The organism is Streptomyces endophyticus (assembly GCF_035798155.1).
In the GTDB taxonomy this organism is placed as follows: domain Bacteria; phylum Actinomycetota; class Actinomycetes; order Streptomycetales; family Streptomycetaceae; genus Streptomyces; species Streptomyces endophyticus.
On sequence record NZ_JAOZYC010000217.1, the window covers coordinates 1 to 20,692 of the forward strand.

At 71.9% G+C, this 20,692-nt stretch carries 14 protein-coding genes and 2 pseudogenes; 5 read left to right on the forward strand and 11 right to left on the reverse strand.

From position 1 onward, the window contains the following. Positions 1-739 (forward strand): annotated as a pseudogene (locus OKJ99_RS43640) (hypothetical protein); the annotation flags it as partial. Between the two features lie 244 nt (positions 740-983). Here OKJ99_RS43640 and OKJ99_RS43645 read toward each other — a convergent pair. Further along, positions 984-1,508: a DoxX family protein gene (locus OKJ99_RS43645; protein WP_407700886.1), complete on the reverse strand. Its 525-nt coding sequence runs from the start codon at positions 1,506-1,508 to the stop codon at positions 984-986. A 91-nt stretch (positions 1,509-1,599) separates the two neighbouring features. Further along, positions 1,600-2,871: a hypothetical protein gene (locus tag OKJ99_RS43650; RefSeq protein WP_407700887.1), complete on the reverse strand. Its 1,272-nt coding sequence runs from the start codon at positions 2,869-2,871 to the stop codon at positions 1,600-1,602. Positions 2,872-3,021: 150 nt separating this feature from the next. Here OKJ99_RS43650 and OKJ99_RS43655 point away from each other — a divergent pair, with 150 nt between their 5' ends. Further along, positions 3,022-3,882, forward strand: a complete 861-nt coding sequence (locus OKJ99_RS43655) for a DUF4429 domain-containing protein (RefSeq protein ID WP_326024253.1) — start codon at positions 3,022-3,024, stop codon at positions 3,880-3,882. Between the two features lie 20 nt (positions 3,883-3,902). On the opposite strand, the gene OKJ99_RS43660 is transcribed toward OKJ99_RS43655, so the two are convergent. Continuing rightward, entirely contained in the window at positions 3,903-4,694 is a 792-nt protein-coding gene (locus OKJ99_RS43660; protein WP_326024254.1) for a class II aldolase/adducin family protein, read from the reverse strand. Positions 4,695-4,812: 118 nt separating this feature from the next. Between OKJ99_RS43660 and OKJ99_RS43665 the strand changes: the two genes are divergently transcribed. Continuing rightward, the gene (locus OKJ99_RS43665) at positions 4,813-5,301 is read left to right on the forward strand and encodes a pyridoxamine 5'-phosphate oxidase family protein (RefSeq protein WP_326024256.1); all 489 of its coding nucleotides are present in this window, start codon (positions 4,813-4,815) and stop codon (positions 5,299-5,301) included. A gap of 58 nt (positions 5,302-5,359) precedes the next feature. On the opposite strand, the gene guaA is transcribed toward OKJ99_RS43665, so the two are convergent. Then, positions 5,360-6,940 carry a glutamine-hydrolyzing GMP synthase gene (guaA, locus tag OKJ99_RS43670; protein ID WP_326024257.1) on the reverse strand — a complete coding sequence of 527 codons (1,581 nt, stop codon included), beginning with the start codon at positions 6,938-6,940 and terminating at the stop codon, positions 5,360-5,362. A 313-nt stretch (positions 6,941-7,253) separates the two neighbouring features. Between guaA and OKJ99_RS43675 the strand changes: the two genes are divergently transcribed. After that, positions 7,254-7,526: a chorismate mutase gene (locus tag OKJ99_RS43675; protein WP_326024258.1), complete on the forward strand. Its 273-nt coding sequence runs from the start codon at positions 7,254-7,256 to the stop codon at positions 7,524-7,526. 325 nt (positions 7,527-7,851) lie between these two features. After that, a complete protein-coding gene (locus OKJ99_RS43680) occupies positions 7,852-8,835 on the forward strand; it encodes a hypothetical protein (protein WP_326024260.1) in 984 nt (327 codons plus the stop codon). A gap of 81 nt (positions 8,836-8,916) precedes the next feature. On the opposite strand, the gene OKJ99_RS43685 is transcribed toward OKJ99_RS43680, so the two are convergent. The 7 genes and pseudogenes from OKJ99_RS43685 to OKJ99_RS43715 form a co-directional block, all read right to left on the reverse strand. After that, positions 8,917-10,710 carry a GMC family oxidoreductase gene (locus OKJ99_RS43685; protein WP_326024261.1) on the reverse strand — a complete coding sequence of 598 codons (1,794 nt, stop codon included), beginning with the start codon at positions 10,708-10,710 and terminating at the stop codon, positions 8,917-8,919. A 44-nt stretch (positions 10,711-10,754) separates the two neighbouring features. Continuing rightward, on the reverse strand, positions 10,755-12,383 hold the full coding sequence (locus OKJ99_RS43690) for a succinic semialdehyde dehydrogenase (RefSeq protein ID WP_326024262.1): 1,629 nt from the start codon (positions 12,381-12,383) through the stop codon (positions 10,755-10,757). Between the two features lie 132 nt (positions 12,384-12,515). Then, the gene (locus tag OKJ99_RS43695) at positions 12,516-14,183 is read right to left on the reverse strand and encodes a serine/threonine-protein kinase (protein ID WP_326024263.1); all 1,668 of its coding nucleotides are present in this window, start codon (positions 14,181-14,183) and stop codon (positions 12,516-12,518) included. Positions 14,184-14,262: 79 nt separating this feature from the next. After that, positions 14,263-15,855: a serine/threonine-protein kinase gene (locus OKJ99_RS43700; protein WP_326024264.1), complete on the reverse strand. Its 1,593-nt coding sequence runs from the start codon at positions 15,853-15,855 to the stop codon at positions 14,263-14,265. 66 nt (positions 15,856-15,921) lie between these two features. Continuing rightward, positions 15,922-17,580, reverse strand: coding sequence for a serine/threonine-protein kinase (locus tag OKJ99_RS43705; RefSeq protein ID WP_326024268.1), 1,659 nt, complete (start codon positions 17,578-17,580; stop codon positions 15,922-15,924). A 113-nt stretch (positions 17,581-17,693) separates the two neighbouring features. Beyond that, positions 17,694-19,826 (reverse strand): protein kinase, encoded by a 2,133-nt coding sequence (locus OKJ99_RS43710; protein WP_326024265.1) that lies wholly within the window; start codon positions 19,824-19,826, stop codon positions 17,694-17,696. Positions 19,827-19,912: 86 nt separating this feature from the next. Beyond that, a pseudogene (locus OKJ99_RS43715) lies at positions 19,913-20,692 on the reverse strand (serine/threonine-protein kinase); the annotation flags it as partial.

Consider the following 20,692-nt stretch of genomic DNA (forward strand, 5'->3'; position numbering starts at 1 on the left):
CTGGGGCCCGCCGGGCGTCGAGGAGCGCCCGGCGGCAGCGCGGTTCGGCTCCTGGCGCGGGCCCGTCGCCGCCGGGCCGGCCGCCCAGCCGCAGCCGACCGGGCCGCGCGGCATCGGCGCGCTCACGTTCCTCGGCGCGCTGATCGCGGGCGCCATCGGCACCGGCGTGACGTGGGGCGAGCGCACCCTCGGCGCCGGCCTGCAGACCGGACTCGCCTGCGCGCTCGCCGTGTTCGGCCTGGGCATCGCGGTGAGCGCCTTCCGCGGCCGCACCGGCGTCGGCTCGATCCTCCTCGCGCTGATCACGGCGGGCCTGCTCACGGCGTCCGCCGCGCTGCCCGCGAACATCAGCACGGAGTGGGCCCGCACCGACTGGACGCCCGCGCGCGCCGCGGACGTGCGGCCGAGCTACGAACTGGGCTCGGGCGTCGGCACGCTCGACCTCTCCAAGGTGTCGGTGGCCGACGGCAAGACCCTCGCCACGCATGTGGAGGTGGGCGCGGGCAAGGTGCGGATCGTGCTGCCCGCGGACGAGACGGCGCGGCTGCACGCGGAGGTCGGCGTAGGGGACATCCGGCTGCCCGGCGATCCGTCGCGCGACGTGGACGTCCGCCCGGACCAGCAGCAGACCGTCACGCTCGCGCCGCCGGGCGCCAAGGACGGCGACAAGGCCTCCGGCACGATCGAGGTGCACGTAGAGGTGGGGCTCGGACAGGTGGAGGTGGACCGTGCGAAGTGAATTCCATCCGGGTCGGCTGATCGCGGGCCTGGTCCTGATGACGACGGCGGTCGTCTACTTCGGCGACGCGGGGGGCGCGTGGGACGCGCCGTGGTTCGTGGGGATCCCGCTGGTGTGCGGAGGGCTGTGCGTTGCGGCGGTCGTCGGGACGGTTCGGCGCATGATGGGGTTGCGCTCCCGGGGCGCTGCCCCGGACCCCGCTGGCTCTCGTCCCAAGGCGGGGCTCAATAGGTGACTCGCCGCCTCAGTACTCGGACGACCTGAACCTTCGCCCCCGCCACCACGCATCCACCGACCACACCGCCGCCCCCGCCAGCACCAGCGGCAGCCACGCCATCAGATACGCCAAGTCGTTCCCGAGGTAGTACGGCTCCGTCGCCCAGCTCACCGTCAGCCACAGGCTCAGCGAGATGAGCGCCCCGCCGACCGCCGCGAGCCGCGTGAGGACACCGAGGAGCGTGCCGATGCCGACCGCCAGCTCGCCGAAGGCGATCGCGTAGCCGAACCCGGACGGCGACCTCAGGGCGAGGTCGACGAGCGCCGGGATCGCGGAGCTGTCCCGCACACCCCGCATCTGGTCGCCGATCGAGCCGCCCCCACTGGCCTTGAAGAACGCGCTGTCGGTGAGCTTGTCGAAGGCGGCGTAGATGAACGTGACGCCGAGGAAGATGCGCAGCGGCACGAGGGCGTACCGCTGGGCGGTGTCGCGCCAGTCGCCGGGAGGCGGGCCGTAGTTCGTGGTCAGGTCGGATCGCATGCTGTGCGCCATAGCCGCTCCGCCGCCTCTCGCGCCTGGTGTCTTTACCTGACCATACGTACGAGAGCACGCCCCGGCTCAGTACGGAAGCCGATCGGCCGCTTCAGTCGACGACGTCGATGCCGCACCGGTTCGTCTCGACGCCCGCCGCCGTGATCACCTGCACCTCGACCCGCCCCGGCTCCACGTCCACCGGGACCGGCACGGTGAGCAGCGCCTCGGTCGGGTTGGTGAAGCCGCCGGGGACCGGGACGAGCGGCACATGGACGTGGACCGGGCCAATCCGCACGGCGACCCGCGCGAGCTGGTCCACGGTGCCCGCGCCGGGCGGCACGAACCCGGTGCCGCGGATCTCGATGTCGTCGCCCGTGCGGATCGGCGCGTCCAGGTCGCCGGCCTCCCGCGCCCGCACCACGGAGAGGATCGCCGGGCGGCCGCCCTCCGCGTACTTGCCGGCGAGATACGTCGCCGCGGACACCGCCACCAGGACCGCGAGGGACCACGGCAGGTCCGGCAGCTGGTCGGGGCGGCGGGCGAGGCGGACGGTCGCCCAGACGACGGTGGCCGCGCCCACGGCGACGTACTGGATGTCCGTGAAGCTGCCGCGCCCGGAGTCGTCGGTGAGCAGGTCGGCGGCGCGCGGCCGCGGCGCCCGCAGCTTCTGCAGCCGCTGCCCGCCGACGCGGACCCCCACCACCCGCCGTACGAGCACGGCCACCGCGCACACCACCGCGAGCACCGTCAACAGGCCTGCCCCGCGCGCGAGTTCGAGTCCGTCGATGAGCGCGTCACGTCGCGCGGGACCCGAAGCGAGCGCCAGTTCACCGGCGAGGACGAGGACCGCGTACAGGGTCGGCAGGAGCACGCCGCACGCCACCGCACGCGAGGTCGACAGGCGGTTGTCCTCGCCGATCAGCGGAGCGAGCACGCCGCCGCGCGCCCGGTGCAGATACCCGGCCACGGTGAGCAGGGCGCCCACGACGAGCGCGGCCACGAGTCCCGCCGTGCGGGCGGCGGTCCAGCCGGCGCCGATCGCGGTGAGCGACTGGCCGATCAGCAGCGCGGTCACGCCGCCCCACACCACGTACAGCGTGCGCGGCCACAGCCGGGTGAACCAGGCCACGCCCTCCTCGCGGCCGCGGTCGGCCATCGCCCGGGCGGACTGGGTGAGTTCGTCGGAGATCCACTGCCGCGACGCCCCGGCCGAGTGCGCGACGGCCGCGGGCAGGCCCTGGCCCGCCGCCAACTCGTCCCGCTTCGCGGCGAATCGGGCGACCGCCCTGCGGTGCCCCTCGCGCGCCCCGCGCGGACAGTCGCCGCAGGTGCACCCGCCCTCGTGCGCCATCCGGTCGTTCCGCGCTTCCTGCACCGCCACTGCCGCCGCCCCACCCTCGTCAACTACCGCACCTTGAAGGGGAATTGTGCCGCACGCCGGGGGCGCGCCGTCGCACGGGCTCACCCCTCAAGGGTGAATGGCTTTGACCTGCATTGACCGAAGTGTTGACGTCGCTGCGAGAATTTCCGTATGGCCGAGATCATCCAGCGTGACGGAACCTGGGCCTTCGACGGGACCACGATCCGCATCACCCCAGGTCTGCACCGGTCGGTCGCCCTGCTGCGGCAGACCTACGGCGAGATCGACGTACCGCTCACCGCCGTCGCCGGTGTCGCCTACGAACCCGAGCGCAGACGCGGCCGCCTCCGCCTCACTCTGCGCGAGGCCGCGGACCCTCTGCTCCAGGCCACCGGCGGCCGTCTCCCGGACACCGCCGACCCGTACCGGCTCACGGTCGACGCGGACCGCTCCGGGGTCGCCGAGTACGTCGCCGAGGAGATCCGCCAGGCCCTGCTGCTCGAACAGCTGCCGCCGGGCCCCGCCGACGCGTATCTCGTCCCGGGCCCCGCCGTGCCGGTATCGGTGCGCTCCAGCGACGGCCTCGTCTCCTTCGACGGCAGCCGGGTCCGCATCGACTGGAGCGAGACCTCGGACCGGGTGAAGCGCTCCACGGGCCCCCGCATCATCGCGCTCGACGACCTCGCCGAGGTGGAGTGGGTCCCGGGCTCCGGCTACGAGGACGGGGTGCTGCGCTTCGTCCCCAAGGGCTCCCCGTACTCCAAGCTGCCGGCGGAGAAGGACCCGTACGCCCTCGACCTGTGGGGCAACGCCCGCAAGGACCTGCTGACCGCCCTCGTCGCCGCGGCGGTCACGGCCCGGCTCCCGCACCCCTCGGCGCCCCGCGGCACTCCCCCGCTGCTGCCCCGGCGGGCCGACCACGACGCCCTGCTGCGGCGGCTGCGGGAGCTGGGCGAGCTGCACCGCCAGGACGTGCTCACGGACGAGGAGTTCGCGATGACGAAACGGGTGGTGCTGCGCGACTTCCGCTGATCACCGGCTGCCCAACGAGGTCAGGACAACAGGTCCGGCTCGCTGCGCGAGATGTCCTGCCACAGGCTCTGATAGTTGATCCAGCCCACCAGGTCGCTGCCCGTCTGCTCGCGGGTCGCCATCGCCTGCCGCCGGTCGATCAGCACCGGACGCCCCGCCGAGCGCGCCGCCACCTGCACCTCGCAGGCCCGCTCCATGGCGATGAACCACCAGGCCGCCGCGTCCACCGAGTCGCCCACCGTGAGCAGCCCGTGGCCCCGCAGCACGAGCGCCTTGTTCGAGCCGAGGGCGACGGCGATCCGCTTGCCCTCCTCCGGGTCCACGCCGACGCCCGTGTACTCGTCGAGCAGCGCGTGATCCTCGTAGAACGCGCAGGCCTCCTGCGTGATCGGCTCGACCAGCTCGCCGAGCGCGGCCACGGCCCGGCCGTACGTGGAGTGGCAGTGCGCGACCGCGACCACCTCGGGGCGGGCCCGGTGCACCGCGACGTGCGTGGTGAAGGCGGCCTGGTTGACGTGGAAGCGGCCGTCCACGACCTGCCCGTCCCCGTTGGCGAGGACGAGGTCGCCGACCGTGACGTGCTTGAAGGGCACGCCGAAGGGATTGACCCAGTAGCAGTCGTCGTACTCCGGGTCCCGGGCGGTGATGTGCCCGGAGACCCCTTCCTCGTAGCCGAACCGGCCGAAGATGCGCAGAGCGCCCGCCAGCCGCTCCTTGCGGTACCTGCGCTCGTCGGCGTAATTCTCGTGCACGGGCGGCATCGCGAATCGGAGCTGGTCGTGGGGTATCGGGGCGGGGTTCTGCGTCGACATGGTGCGGAAGGTACCTCCGCGAACCGCAAGGTGACAGGGCCGACGTGTGAAAAGAATGCGGCGATACGCGCGGGGATACCGGACAGAGGACGTCGGGATTGCGCGCGAGACTGGCTCCATGACGTCGAACGCGACCACCTGGGCCACCTTCACCGAAGCCGAACCGGACCTCGCCAAGACCGTCGAGGACCGCTTCGGACAGCACGTCCACCACGTCCTGGCCACGCTCCGCAGGGACGGCTCGCCGCGCACCAGCGGCATCGAGGTCCGGTTCCTGAACGGGGAGTTCTGGCTCGGCATGATGCCCGGCTCGCTCAAGGCCCGCGATCTGCTGCGCGACCCACGGTTCGCGATCCAGGCGAACCCGGGCGAGGGCATGACCATGGGCGGCGGCGACGTCCGGATCAGCGGCCGGGCGTACCTGGTCGAGGACGCCGCGACCATCTCCCGCTACACCGACCAGGTTCCCGTCCCCGACCCCGACGACTTCCACCTGTTCCGCACCGAACCGACCGAGGTCACCAGGACGTACATCGAGGACGACAAGTACCTGGTGGTGCAGGTCTGGACGCCGGGTGAGGCGGTCCGGGTCATGAAGCGTACGTAAGCGAAAGTGCCGCCCACCCGAAGGTGGACGGCACTCTCACACGGTCACGGCGTGGGGACTACTCCCACTCGATGGTGCCCGGCGGCTTCGACGTCACGTCGAGCACGACCCGGTTGACGTCCTTGACCTCGTTCGTGATCCGCGTCGAGATCTTCGAGAGCACGTCGTACGGCATCCGCGTCCAGTCCGCCGTCATGGCGTCCTCGGACGAGACGGGGCGCAGGACGATCGGGTGGCCGTAGGTACGGCCGTCGCCCTGGACGCCGACGCTGCGGACGTCCGCGAGCAGGACCACGGGGCACTGCCAGATCTCGCGGTCGAGGCCGGCCGTGGTCAGCTCCTCGCGGGCGATGGCGTCGGCCTCACGGAGCAGGTCGAGGCGGTCCCTGGTGACCTCGCCGACGATACGGATGCCGAGGCCGGGGCCGGGGAACGGCTGGCGCTGGACGATCTCGTCCGGCAGACCGAGCTCGGCGCCGACGCTGCGGACCTCGTCCTTGAACAGCTGGCGCAGCGGCTCGACGAGCTCGAACTCGATGTCGTCGGGGAGCCCGCCCACGTTGTGGTGGGACTTGATGTTCGCGGTGCCGGTGCCGCCGCCGGACTCGACGACGTCCGGGTAGAGCGTGCCCTGCACGAGGAACGCGACCTCCGGGCCGTCCTCCTGGAGGATCTCCAGCTGCGCCTGCTCGAAGACGCGGATGAACTCCCGGCCGATAATCTTGCGCTTCTCCTCGGGGTCGGAGACCCTGGCGAGCGCGTTCAGGAACCGCTCGGAGGCGTCGACGACCTTGAGGTTCGCGCCGGTCGCGGCCACGAAGTCCTTCTCGACCTGCTCGGTCTCGCCCTTGCGCATCAGGCCGTGGTCGACGTACACGCAGGTCAGCTGGGAGCCGATGGCCTTCTGCACGAGGGCCGCGGCGACCGCGGAGTCCACGCCGCCGGACAGGCCGCAGATCGCGCGCTTGTCGCCGACCTGGGCGCGGATCGCGGCGACCTGCTCCTCGACGATGCTGCCGGTCGTCCAGCTCGGCTCGATGCCGGCGCCGCGGTACAGGAAGTGCTCCAGGACCTGCTGGCCGTGCGTCGAGTGCATGACCTCGGGGTGGTACTGGACCCCGTACAGCTTCTTCTCGTCGTTCTCGAAGGCGGCGACCGGTACGACGTCCGTGGACGCGGTGACGGTGAAGCCCTCGGGCGCCGCGGAGCAGGCGTCGCCGTGCGACATCCACACGGGCTGCTCGGCCGGGGTGCCCTCGAAGAGCGTCGAGTCGCCCTTCGACACGACGAGCGGGGTGCGGCCGTACTCACGGGCACCGTTGTCGTCGACGGTGCCGCCGAGGGCCGTGGCCATCAGCTGGAAGCCGTAGCACATGCCGAAGACGGGGACGCCGGCCTCGAAGATCGCGCGGTCCAGGCGCGGGGCGCCCTCCGCGTAGACCGACGAGGGGCCGCCGGAGAGGATGATCGCCGCCGGGTTCTTGGCGAGCATCTCCGCGACCGGCATGGTGCTCGGCACGATCTCGCTGTAGACCCGGGCCTCACGGACGCGGCGGGCGATGAGCTGGGCGTACTGCGCACCGAAGTCGACGACCAGGACGGTGTCGGGGGCGGCGGCAGCGGAAGTCGCTGATGACACGGGTTGCCTTCCGGCGGCTGAGCGGTGGGGTCGTTCGGCCGATTCTACCGGGTCGGGTCGTACGTTCCTCCGGCCACGGGGCTCCGCCCCGGACCCCGCTGCTCAAACGCCGCAGGGGCTATAGTGACCCCATGCTCACGCACACGACCTTCGTCTTTACCTATGGCAGCCGGCCCGCCGGGTGCCATGGTCGTGCTGCTTGAGCAACTGACAAGCGACTTCACCAGGCGCCCCGGGCCGACAAGGCCCGGGGCGTCTGGCGTTTCCGGGTCCTGCCGGTCCGGGGCTCCCCCACCGCACCCGAGGAGCTCCCATGACCGCCACCGAAATCGCCACCGAAACCGCCACCGCCGTCATCTCCGGCGCCCGCGAACGCATCGACGCGCTCGACGACCGAATCATCGGCCTCGTCCAGGAACGTATGGCCGTCTCCGCCGTCGTCCAGGAGGCGCGGATCGCCTCCGGTGGGCGGCGCGTGCACCTGTCGCGCGAGAACGAGGTGCTCGGGCGCTACAGGGACGCGCTCGGCAAGCCCGGCACCGAGCTCGCCATGACGCTGCTCGAACTGTCCCGGGGCCGGGTCTGACCGGCGGGGCACCTCAGTTCGGTCGCGTCCTCACCCATACGGCGCGTGACCCGTTGGCACAGGCTTCGTTGGTCCCGGTGTCCGTGCCAGCCAGGGGCGGGCCAACCGAACCACGCGTGGCTCCGCTGGAGCGTTGAGACGTATCGGTCATGCCGTACGTCGTGGGACCTCGCTCCAGACAAGTGACCGGACGGCAGGGGACAGCAGCCCGGTCACACCAGAGAACGGTCGGCCTCGGGGACGCCCGAGGCCGACCGGCCTCCGTACAACCCTTTTTGGCCATCGCGGGTCACTTCAGCGGAATCTCCCAGCCTCTGAGGACCCGATGAAACTTCGTCGCGCACTGGTGTCGGCGGCGGCAACCGCCGCGCTCGCTCCGATCGCCCTGTTGTCCGCCCCTGCCGCGTTCGCGGACGGGGAACCGCCCACCGCCTCGCCGAGCCCCTCCGCTTCGGCCACCGCCTCGCCCGGCCCGACCTCGTCGAGGCCCGCGGCGCCGAAGGCGAAGAAGGCGGACACCGAGAAGACCGAGAAGACCGAGAAGTCTGAGAAGACCGAGCCGACCGACGAGTGCACCGCGGCCGAGAACAGCCCCGGGACGCTGGCCGAGCTGCGGGGACTCCCGTCGAAGATCGTCGCCGGTTCCGGCTGGCACGGCTTCACGTTCCGCGTCACGAACATGACCGACCAGGACTTCGCGTCGGCCCGGGCGCAGGTGTACGCGTTCTCCTTCGCGTACGAGGACGAGGCGGACACGAGCCGGTATCTGCGCCTTCAGTGGTTCGACGGGACCGCGTGGCGGGACCTCGACAACAACGTCGACCACGACGCGTCGTTCCCGGCCTCAGGGCCCCTCGCCCGTGGCGCGCACTCCGACGTGAAGCTGCGCATCTCGGTCGACGCGAAGACCCCGGCAGGCGCCGGTGCCGCGCTCGCCCTCGCGGTGAGCGTGGACCCCGAGGGCGTGTGCGGCGCCAGTGTGCCCGAGGACGCGTACTGGGACTTCGACATCCTCGCCGCCGGTACCGCCACCGGCCATGTGCCGCCGGCCGGCGGCCACACCGGTTCGCCGAAGCCCTCGCCCTCGGCCTCGGCCACGGCCTCGGCCTCGGCCACGGCCAGTGCGTCGGCCTCCGCGTCCAACGCCCCGTCGCCGCAGTCGAGCAGCACCCCGGTCGGCGGCTCGCTCGCCTCGACCGGGGCCGGCTCCGTGCTGCCGGTCTTCGGCGCGGCCGCCGGTCTCGCCGTCGTGGCGGGCGGCGGGGTCATGTACGCCGTGCGTCGCCGCAAAGTGAGCAACGAGGCGTAGCCGTACGTACGTACAAGAAGGACCCGCACTCGGAGGGGGGTGCGGGTCCTTCTCATGTGTCGCTCGTGCCGCCGCGAGCGGTCAACTGGACTGCGATGGCTCCTTCTTGGGCGGCACCGCGGGCACCGCGAGCAGCGGGAGCTTCAGTGCGCCGAAGGCCTCCGCCGGGACCGCCGGGCTCTTCGGCTCGACGGGTGCGAGCCGCCGGTACGCGGAGCCGATCTCCGGCCGGGTGTCCTCCTCGCCCTTGTTCGGCCAGTACGACAGGGCCCGCTCGGCCTGCGCCGTGATCGTCAGGGACGGGTTCACGCCGAGGTTGGCGGTGACCGCGGCGCCGTCGACGACCGAGATGCCGGGGTGGCCGTAGACCCGGTGGTACGGGTCGATCACGCCGGTGTCCGCGCTGTCGCCGATGGGGCAGCCGCCCAGGAAGTGGGCGGTGAGCGGGGTGCCGATCAGTTCGCCGATGTTCGAGCCCGCGAAGCCGTTGATCTCCGCCGCGATCGCCGACGCGCCCTCCGTCGCGGCCTTGATCTGCTTGGGGTTGGGGGCGCCGTGGCCCTGCCGCGCGGTGAGCAGGCCCTTGCCGACGCCGTCCGCCTTCAGGTGCGTGGTCAGCGAGTTGTCGAGGGACTGCATGACGAGGCCGATGATGGTCTTCTCCGACCAGCGGCGGTTGGAGAGCGAACGGGCCACCAGGATGGGGTGCTTGACCGCGTTCGCCACCCAGCCCGCGACCCTCGACGAGCCCTCCGCGTACGGGACCTGGAGGATCGACAGGCCGCCCATCGAGTTCGAGCCTTTGCCGTAGCGGACCGGCTCGATGTGCGTGTTCGCGTCCGGGTGGATCGAGGACGTGATGGCGACGCCCTTGGTGAAGTCGGCCTTCTCGATGCCGTGCTTCTTCTTGTAGCGGCGGTTCGTGGTCTGCGAGCCGACCAGGGCCTCGGAGTTGGTGCGGGTCAGCTCGCCCAGGCGCTCGGACAGGTGCGGCAGTTGGCCGTTCGCCTTCATCCGGTGCAGCAGGGTCTGCGTGCCGTACGTGCCCGCCGCGACGATGACCTTGGGCGCGGTGAAGGTGCGTCCCGCCGCCTTCTTGTCGTCCGTGGCCAGGGTCGCGACCGCGTAGCCGCCGCGCGAGTCGTCGGTCACCGAGACGACCGAGGTCATCGGGTGGACGACCGCGCCCGCCTTTTCGGCGAGGTACAGGTAGTTCTCGTTGAGGGTGTTCTTCGCGCCGTGCCGGCAGCCCGTCATGCACTCGCCGCACTCGGTGCACGCCTTGCGGGCGGGGCCCGCGCCGCCGAAGTACGGGTCCTCGACCTGCGTGCCGGGGGCGGCCCGCGACTCGCCCTCGGCGTCCTTGCCGTCGCCGAAGAAGACGCCGACCGGTGCCAGGTGGAAGGTGTCGCCGATGCCCATCGACTGGGCCGCCGCCTTCAGGTGCACGTCGGCGGGGCTCATCGTCGGGTTGAGCCGCACGCCCAGCATCCGCTGCGCCTGGTCGTAATACGGCTTCAACTCCTCCTGCCAGTCCGCGATGTGCGCCCACTGCGGATCGTCGAAGAACTGCTTCGGCGGTACGTAGAGGGTGTTGGCGTAGTTCAGCGAACCACCGCCGACCCCCGCGCCTGCCAGGACCATGACATTCCCGAGCAGATGGATGCGCTGGATGCCGTACATGCCGAGCTTGGGGGCCCAGAGATAGTTCTTCAGGTCCCAGGAGTTCTTGGGGAGGGTGGCCGGGGTGAAGCGGCGACCCGCTTCGAGGACTCCGACCTTGTAGCCCTTCTCGGCGAGCCGGAGGGCGGACACGGATCCGCCGAAGCCGGAGCCGATGACCAACACGTCGTAGTCGTAGCCGTCCTGCGTCACGTGTGCGTTCTCCTTTGAACTTTGTACGTTGGAGCGGCCGTTGGCTACTTCAGGCGGAACTTCTTCATCACCGACAGGCTCACGCTCATGAACTTCGCGTACGCCTCGTCGTCCATGCCGAACGACGGGGCCATCGGCATCACACGCTGGTGGGCGACCGTCTGGGCCTCGGTGTACTTGAGGATGCCCTCGGAGCCGTGCCGACGGCCGAGTCCGGACTCCTTCATGCCGCCCATGGGCGACTGCACGCTGCCGTACGCGGGCGCGTACCCTTCGTTGATGTTCACGGTGCCGGTACGCAGGCGGGCCGCGACCTCGTGGCCGCGCTTGGCGCTCTTCGTCCAGACCGAGGAATTCAGGCCGTACGTCGTGGAGTTGGCCAGCGAGACGGCCTCCTCCTCGTCGCTGAAGCGGTAGATGGAGACGACCGGGCCGAAGGTCTCCTCGTTGCAGACCGCCATCGGGGCCTCGACGCCGTCCAGGATCGTCGGCTCGAAGAAGTACGGGCCGATGTCGGGGCGCGCCCGACCGCCCGCGACGAGCGTGGCGCCCTTCGCGACGGCCTCGTCGACGTGCCGCGTCACCGTCTCCAGCTGCCGCTGCCCGACGAGCGAGCCCATCTCCGCGCCGTACGCGAGGGAGCGGCCGAGCCGCATCCCCTTGGTGCGGGCGGCGAACCGGGCCACGAACGCGTCGGCGATCGACTCGTGCACGTAGATCCGCTCGATGGAGATGCACAGCTGGCCCGCGGAGGAGAAGCAGGCGCGCACGGCGCCGGCCGCCGCCTTCTCCACGTCGGCGTCCTCGAGGACCAACATGGCGTTCTTGCCGCCCAGTTCGAGGGAGACGCCGACGAGGCGCGCGGCGGCGCCCTGCGCGACCTCGCGTCCTGTGCGGGTCGAGCCGGTGAACGAGACGTAGTCGGCGTGCTTGACCAGCTCGGGGCCGACGACCGGGCCCTCGCCGAGCACGACCTGGAAGACCTCGGACGGCAGGCCCGCCTCGATCAGCAGGTCGCGCGCCCACAGGGCGGTCAGGCAGGTCTCCGTGTCGGGCTTCATGACGACCGCGTTGCCCGCGACGAAGGCGGGGAGCGCGTCGCCCACCGACAGTTCGAGCGGGTAGTTCCACGGCGCGATCTGGCCGACGACACCACGCGGCTGGCGCAGCTCCGTCACCTTGGTCAGCGTCGGGACGGCGCCCGTGTGGCCCTTCGGCTTCAGGTACGCCGGTGCCTTGCGGCCGTAGTGCCGGGAGGCGACCGCGACGGCCTGTACCTCTTCGTGCGCGTGCAGCCGGGCCTTGCCGGTCTCCAGCTGGATCAGGTCGAGCACCTCGGCCTGGCGGGCCAGCACCAGGTCGTGGAAGCGCAGCAGCACGGCGGCGCGCTTGCGGACCGGCGTCTTCGCCCAGACCTCCTGGGCGGCACGGGCCCGCTCGAACGCTTCCGCCACGTCCTCCGGCGTCGACTCCGGCAGGTCCGCGAGCTTCTCGCCGGTGAACGGCGTGTGGTTCGCCGTCCGCCCCGAGCCGACCACGTCCCGCGTGAGGCGGGCGATCAGGTCGGGCGTGACCACGTCGACGGCCGTGCGGGCACCCTCGGGGGCGGCCGCGACCGGGTTCGTGCGGGTCTTCTCGTCTACGTGCTCGGGAGTGGCCTGCGACTGCGTCATACCGGCGAGCGTAAGTCCGGGCGTCCGCTTTCGGTACCCGTCGGTAACAGGTTTCACCGAGTGCACACACCGCGCCAGTGATCGCTGGCGACAAAGCCGCTGATCAGGGCTTTGCCGCCAACGTCCGCTGCTTCAGAGCTTCTTGATCCCCAGGTTGTCGACGGCGGTCCTGGCGACCTCACGACCACGCTCGGTGATGTCGCCCTTGCCCGGGTAGTCGACCCACAGCCGGTACATGTCACCGGCCTTGGTCCTGTAGTAGAACGCCTTCGCCTCGCGCGGCAGATCCTTCTCGAAGTCCGTGCCGATGCCGCGCACGCCGTACGTGACCGTGTTGAGCGCGGCGTCGCGGTCGTTGTACGTGACGTCGGCGTTCGTCTTGCTGGTGCTCGGGGTGTCGCTCGACATCGACACCCCGGCGCCGCTGAACGTGCCGCCCTTGATGTCGTCGGAGTCCTTGAAGGCCTCGGCGTCGGCCGTCCCCGCGATGTCGGACGTCTCTTCCTTGTGGTCCCAGCGCGCCAGGTTCACGGTGATCGCGCCGCTCGGATCCGCGTACGTCATCACGGACTTGTCGTCCTCGTCCGGGATCGGGACGTACGAATCCGGCAGCCCGAGGGTCGTGTTCAGCGGGGCCCCCGCCTCGAACTCCTTCCAGCCGTCCGGCAGCGGTCCCGCGAACGGGTTCGCGAGCACCAGGTACGCCGCGGCGGCCATCACCACGACGCCCGCCCCGATACCGAGCAGCGTCTTGCGGCCCAGGCGCAGGCCGCCCTGGGCGGAGCCGATCTGGACGACCTGGGTCGGCGCCTGCGACGGGGGCTCGGCGGCCTTCTCCAAGAGGACGCGCGTCTGCGCCGCGTTGGGCCTGCGCGCCGGGTCCTTCTGGAGCAGGCCGTTGATGGCGTCGGCCAGCGGACCCTGCGCGGCGGCGGGCGCGGCCGGTGTCGCGTTCAGCACGGACTGGAGCGTGGCGGGCGTGTTGTTGCGGCGGAACGGGGACACGCCCTCGGTCGCCGCGTACAGGACGACGCCGAGCGACCACAGGTCGGACGACGGTCCCGGCCGCTGCCCCAGCACCCGCTCCGGGGCGATGAACTCGGGGGATCCCACGAAGCCGCCGGTGTCGGTCAGATTCGTCTCGCCCTCGATCTGGGCGATGCCGAAGTCGGTGAGGATCACGCGGTCGTGGCGGCCGAGCATCACGTTGTCCGGCTTCACGTCGCGGTGCAGGATCCCCGCGGCGTGCGCGGCCTCCAGGGCGCCGAGCACCTCCAGGCCGATCCGGGAGGCCTCGCGGACGCCGAGCGTGCCCTCCTGGAGGGCGGCGCCGAGCGAGCGGCCCCGCACGAACTCCATGACGATCCACGGCTGACCGTCCTCGACGGCCACGTCGTGCACGTTCACGACCGAGGGGTGGTCGAGCCGGGCCGCGGCGCGGGCCTCGCGGCGCATCCGCTCGAAGGCGTTGGCCCGCTCCCGCTCCGGCAGGTGGTCCGGCAGGCGCGGCTCCTTCACGGCGACCTCGCGGTCCACCGTCTCGTCCTTCGCCCGCCACACCGTGCCCATGCCGCCGTGGCCCAGCTTGCTCAGCAGCCGGTAGCGCCCGGCCACGAGTCGCCCCGTGCCCGGGTCCTGCTGCTCGGCCACGACCTGCGCGGGCTGGGCGCCCGTGGGTTGGGCGTCCGTAGGTTGGGCGTACGGGTTGCCCGGGTGCGGCACGTGCGGATGCTGCGGCGGTTGCAGGGCGAAGCTGGTGGGTTCGTTCGGGCCGCGTGCGGCTCCCCCGTTGTCACTCATGGGTCCATAGGTATCGCGCGGGAGACACCTGGGACCACTGGGATCACGGAGTTGTGACCACGCTGATGCGAGCCCGCCCTCAGCGCCGGGCCACCGCGAAGGTGTCGACCGCCGCGTCGAAGTGGGCGCGCGCCCGCGCGGTGTTGCCGACGGGGGCCGAGACCCACACGTCGTACATCCGGCCGCCCTCCTCCCAGCACAGGTCGACGGTGCGCCGGGCGCCCTCGGTGTCGCTGAACCCGTCCCAGGTGAACTCCCAGAGCGCGGCGTCGTGCCCGTTGTGCGAGGTGTCGGTGACCTTGGCCGCGCGGTAGCCCGGGTTGTTCTTTGGCCCTTCGGCGTCGGAGCGCCGCTGCACGGCGCCGGGGCCGCCGCTCTCCGCGCGCCCCGCCTTGATGCCGATGCGGTAGGTCCCCCCGGGCGACATGTAGAAGATCCGCGGCCCGTCCACGGAGCGCGTGAACCCCTCGGGCACGGCGAGCCGGAAGCCCTCGGGGTCCGCGACCGTGCGATAGCCCTGCGGGGCCCCGGCGTCCGGCGTCCGGCTCCCCGGCCGGGTCACGGTGACGGTGGAGGTCGGCGAGCCGGAGGGCGACGGCGTACGGGTCGAGGCGGAGACGGTGGTCGTCGGCGGCGGCGTGGGCGTCTTGCCGTTGTCACCGGCCAGCAGCACCGCGGTGGCGATCCCGGCCCCCGCGACCGCGGCCACCAGCGCCGCCGCCACGAGCAGCGCCCGGGTCGACACGACGCGCCTGCGCCGCGCCGCCGGCACGTTGTGCTGCGTCGGGGTGTAGAGCACCCGCGGCACGAGCGGGATGGGGACCGCGGGCTGCGGCGTCGCCCCGGTGGCGATGTACGCGCGCAGCAGCCGCTCGGCCTCGTCCAGGTTCATCCGGCGCGCGGGGTCCCGCTCCAGGAGGCCGCGGATCACCGGGAGCAACGGTTCCGCCTCCTCGGGCGGTCTTATCTCCTCGTAGACGACGGCGTGCAGGATGCCGCCCAACGAGTCGCGGCGGAACGGGGATTCGCCGCTCATGGCCGCGCAGAGCAGCGCCCCGAGCGACCACAGGTCGGCCCCGGCTCCGGCCCGCTCCCCCGCCATCCGCTCCGGCGCCGTGTACTCGGGCGAGCCGACGAACCCGCCGGTCTCGGTGAGCGTGGTGGCGCCCTCCACCTGGGCGATCCCGAAGTCGGTGAGGACGACCCGGCCCGTCGAGCCCTCCAGGAGTACGTTCGCGGGCTTCAGGTCACGGTGCAGCACGCCCGCGGCGTGGGCGACGCGCAGCGCGCCGAGCAGCGCGAGCCCGATCCGGGCGGCCTCCAGGGGCTCGACGGGGCCTTCCCTGGCGATGCGGTCGGCGAGCGAGTCGCCGTTCACCAGGTCCATGACGATGTACGGGTGCCCCTCGTACAGCACCACGTCGTGCACGACGATCACATTCGGGTGCTGAAGCTGGGCCACGGCCCGCGCCTCGCGCAGCATCCGCTCCCGCTGCTGCTGCGCCTCGTCATCGGAGAGGGTCTCGTCGACGGCGAGTTCCTTGACGGCGACCTGCCGCCCGAGCAACGTATCCGCGGCCCGCCAGACAACTCCCATGCCACCGCGCCCGATCCTGACCTCAAGCCGGTAACGCCCTGCGATGACACGGGTGTTGTCCCCCTCGGTCCCCATGCGCCCCATCATGCCGCACGCTTGTTCACCGGGACTGCACGGTTCCGGCCAGGGGCCCTCACCTGGCTATCTCTGCGGGGGCCGCCACCCGCGCAAGATCGCGTCGAACTGCTGGCGCGCGCCGGGCCAGTCCGCCGCCGGCACGGACAGATAGATGGCGTACTCCGTGCCGTCGTCCGCCCGGTAGGTCTGCTCGATGGCGTGCCGCGGTCCGGACGTCGTGTCCTGCGTCCCTGCGGTCCAGGTGAACTCCCACAGCGACCCGGGCCGGTCCCGGAACGTGTTCGACTGCAGCAGCACCCGCTGGTAGTCCGGCAGCTTGGGCCGCAGCCCCTTCTCCAGGTCCAGCTGGTGCTGGTACGAGTCCTGCCAGTCGGAGGCCTTGTCGATGGCGATACGGACGAACCGTTGCCCGCCGTCGGGCGTGTAGTCGATCTGCGAGCCCTCCTGCTGCCGCTCCCATCTGGGCGGCAGCATCAGGCTGAACCCCTCGACGTCGTCCCGCCGCACCCAGCTGTCGGGGATCGAACCGTCCTTGGGGACCGTCTCGTCCTTGCCGTCGGATCCGTCCTGGCTCCCGGCGTTCTGATCGTTGTTCTGGCCCTTGTTCTGATCCTTCGCCACGTCGCTGCTCTCGGCGGCACGCTGGTCGACGTAGTACATGGCGGCGAGCGCGCCTCCGCCACCGATGAGCACGGCGGCCAGGACGGCGGCGAGCATCTTCGGCCAGTGGCGCGACTTCGCGGCGGTCGAGGGAGCCGGGGCGGGGGCAGCGGCGGGAGTGGGCGTCGGGGGAACCACCGTGGTGGTGTCCGCCGTGCTCATCGGCGTCGGCGGGGGCGGCGTGAAGCCGGTCGGCTGTGCGGGGACGTGGACCTGGGTCGGGACATACGCCTGCGCCGCGTTCGGCCGGCGGCCCTCCGCCGCCTCGGCGAGCATCGCCTCCGCCGCGTCGGCGTCCGGTCGCGCGGCCGGGTCCTTGCTGAGGAGCGCGCCTATGACGGGCCCGATCGCCCCGACGTTCTCCAGGGGCTCCGGCTCGTCCTCGACGACGGCCTGCATCGTGGCGATCGGCGACGTGCGCCGGAACGGGGAGAGTCCCTCCACGGCCGTGTAGAGCGTCGCGCCGAGCGCCCACAGGTCGGACGCGGGCCCCGGCTCGTTGCCGCGCACCCGCTCGGGCGCGAGGTAGTCCACGGAGCCGACTATCTCGCCGGTCCGCGTGATGGTGGAGTCGCCCTCGACCTGGGCGATGCCGAAGTCCGTCAGTTTGACCTGGCCGTTGCTGGCGAGCAGCACATTGCCCGGCTTCACATCCCGGTGCAGCACACCCGCGGTGTGCGCTGCGCGCAGCGCCCGCAGCGTCCACAGGCCGATCCTGGCGGCCTCGGCCGGAGCGACGCGCCCGTCCTCCTTGACCGCGTCGGCCAGCGAGCGGCCCTCCACCAGCTCCATGACGATCCACGGCCGGTCGTCGTGCTCCAGCACGTCGTGCACGGTGACCACGGCCGGGTGGTTGATCCGGGCGGCGGCGCGCGCCTCCGTCTGCGTACGGGCGAGCAGGACGGCCCGGTCCGCCTCGGCCACCCACTGAGCGGCCGTCAGCTCCTTCACGGCGACGGCGCGGTGCAGCACCTCGTCGTGCGCGCGCCACACCCGGCCCATGCCGCCGCGCCCTATGGATTCACCGAGCCGATACCGGCCGGCGAGGACCTCGCCCTGCATCTGATTCACGTTTCCCCGCTAATGTGTCGACCCGGTTCACACTAGGGATCAGATGCCACGCAAGGAACAGCAGGGGTGGCACAGAGACCGCACTGTGACGCTTTGTCGCGGGCTCAACCACCGTGGCGATACGTCGAGTACGCCTGCTGATACAGCCGTGTTACCTCGTCCCGCTCGGCCTCCGGGCCGCGCACCTGCACCACGTGGTACTTGCCGCCGATCACCATCGCGAGATTGCGGACGTACATCTCGCGCCCGTCGGAGCCCTGCCAGGTGAACTGCCCCTCGGCCATGGTCCGTCCGCCGACGTCGATGCTCTTCATGCCGCTCGACGTGGCCCACGTGGAGTCCCGGAACGGCTGCAACTCGTGCTCGTCCTCACGCTGGTACTTCATCGGGTCCTTGCCGTACGTGGCCGTGGAGTCGCGCCCGGGGACGACGATCATCTCGAAGGCGCCGTGCGCGTACACGACCTGCCCCCGCCCGTTCTTCCCCGTCCGCTGCCACCCCTTGGCGACGGCCACCTCGAAGCCCGCGGCGTCCTCGCGCAGAACGAAACCGGGGGCCACGTCGGACTGCGGCTTGGTGGAGGAAGGCGTCGAACTCCGTTTGCCCGCAGGCGATGTGGCGCTCTTCGACGGCTCCGGCGACGGCTTTCCGCGACTCTCCGACGAAGCGGAGGGCCCGGCCCCCGCGTTCTCCTGCTGGGCGCCCGCCGCCCCGGCCCCCGCGCCCTGGCCCGACTTCGGCATGAACACCATCGCGTACGCCACCGCGCCCACGAGCCCGAGCAGGATCAGCACCACCAGCCAGCGACCGAGCGATCTCGGACGCCGCTCACGGGGAGCACGCGCGGGACGCGGCGCGCGCTCAACGGCCCGGCCCCGCTTGTGCCGGCCGTGCTGTCCCGCGGCGGCCGGAGCCCGCACCCGGCGCTTGCGGACGAGCTCTCCCCTGCGGCGTACGACGGGCAGCCGGCCCGCATCGAAGGCGGGCGCGGGGATGACGTTCGCCCCGGCCTCCGGCTCCGGCGCGGAGCGCACCAACGACCGCAGCCAGCCGCGCAGTTCCTCGATGTCGAGCCGCTCGGTGGGGTCCTGGCGCAGCAGCGACTCGACGACCGGGCGCACCGGCCCGCACTCCTCCGCGAACGCGGGCGGCTCGGCGCACACCATCTGCACCAGCTCCGGCGTCGACTCCTCCGGGTACGGGGCGTGCCCCTGGACGGCGCGGAACAGCAGCGCGCCGAGGGCCCACAGATCGGTGGCGGGCCCGACGGGCGCCGCCAACTGCCAGTTCTCCTGCACCGGATAGGCCTGCTCGGGCGCCCACCGCTCGGTGACGGGCCCGACGACGGTCATCCGCACCTGCCGGGACCGCTCGGCCGAGACAGCCCCGCCGGCAACTCCAGCCCCGCCGGCGTTTGAGGCGCGGGGTCCGGGGCGGAGCCCCGAGTCGTGATCCCCATCGCCCTCGGGTATCAACTCCCGCCAGCGGGACGGCTGAACGGGCAACGCGGCACCCGACGGCGCCGCACGTCCCGCCACCGCCCCCGCGCGATACGCGGCAACCGCCCCGGCCCGCGCCGCCCGATAATCCCCCGCCTCCGGCACGGCCTCCGCTTCCCCGACGGAGTCCTCCGCCTCCTCCGGGAAGGCCGGCACCACGTCGTACCCGCACAACGCCTCCTCCGCCGCCCCGACGGCGAGCCCGGTCAGCATTACCCGCCCGTCGTCACAGACGAGCACGGTCCGCGCCGTGACGTTCCGGTGCACCCAGCCGTGCGCGTGCAGCGCCCGCAGCGCGGTGAGCACGTCGGCGGCGATCTCGGCGGCCCGGTAGGGGCTGAGCGGCCCACGGGCGAGCAGCGCCGACAGCGGCCGCGCCGCCACCAGTTCGCTCACGATCCACAGCGAACCGCCCTCGGCGAACACGTCGAAGACCTGGTCGAGTCGGGGGTGGTCGGGGATGCGCGCGGCGGCCTGCACGGCCTCGACGGCGCGCGCCACGGAGGGCTCGGCGGCCTCAAGCCCCGTATCGCCCCCGGGCCTGAAACCTTCCGGCAGTCCGTCCGCGTCAAGGACCTCCGCCTCGACGACCTCGGGCAACGGCACCTGCCGCACGAGGACTTCCTGCCCGCTGTACGTGTCGAAGGCCCGCGTCTCGGCCGAGGATTCGTACGCGTCGGAGGAGAGAACCGGCAGCCGATATCGGCCGGCGAGCACCCGCCCCGCGTACTCGTCCACGACGCCTCCCCCTGTTCCACCGGCTCTGCCGAGCGACTGCGCACGGTCCGCAAACATTCACGATACGTGCCACACGGCCCACTGGTTCAGGACTTGGGCTTGAACGTCTGTGTGAATGTCTTCCAGGTCGTCTTACGCTGCTCGCCGCCCCAGTCGGAGTCCTTGGCGGTGTACATCAGCCCGTATCCCAGCGAGCCGTTCACCACGGTCCCCCGGTCTATCGAGTGCCACTTCGTGCCGCCGTCGGCGTACGTGAACTCCCAGTCGGCCGTCTTCCAGTCCCGGTAGTCGACCGAAGCTATGCGCACCCGGTGGTACTGGGGGCGGCGCATGCCCCGCTCCTGGTTCTGCCAGTCCGCGACCGGATCGGACTTGGGGGAGGTGGTCCAGCCGACGAGCAGCCGCTGCCCGTCCGGCCCGGTGAAACGGGCCCCCGCCGCCTCCGTCCTGACGTACTTCCACCCCTTGGGCAGCCCGATCGAGAAGCCCTGGGAGTGCTTGTACGTCTCCTTGGCGGCCGTGCCCGACTTGCCCTCGGCGTCACCGCTCGGCGAGGTCGAGGCGCTCGCGCTCTCACCGGGAGACGCGGAGTCGCTCGCCGACGCGCTCCCGGAGGGCTTCTTGTCGTCGCCGGAGCCCTTGTCCTCGCCCTTGTCGGCGTCCTTGTCGCCGCTGCCGGCGTTCTTGTCGTCCGCGCCGGCCGTGGCGCCGGACGACGCGCCCTTGTCGCCGCCCTTCGCGTCCGCGCCGCCGCCGTTGTTCAGGACGAGGGCCAGGATGCCCGCGAGCACGACGAGCGCGACGACGAGCGAGCCGATGACGAGGTTGCGGCCGCGCAGCGCGTCCGCGAGGACGGCCGCGCCGCC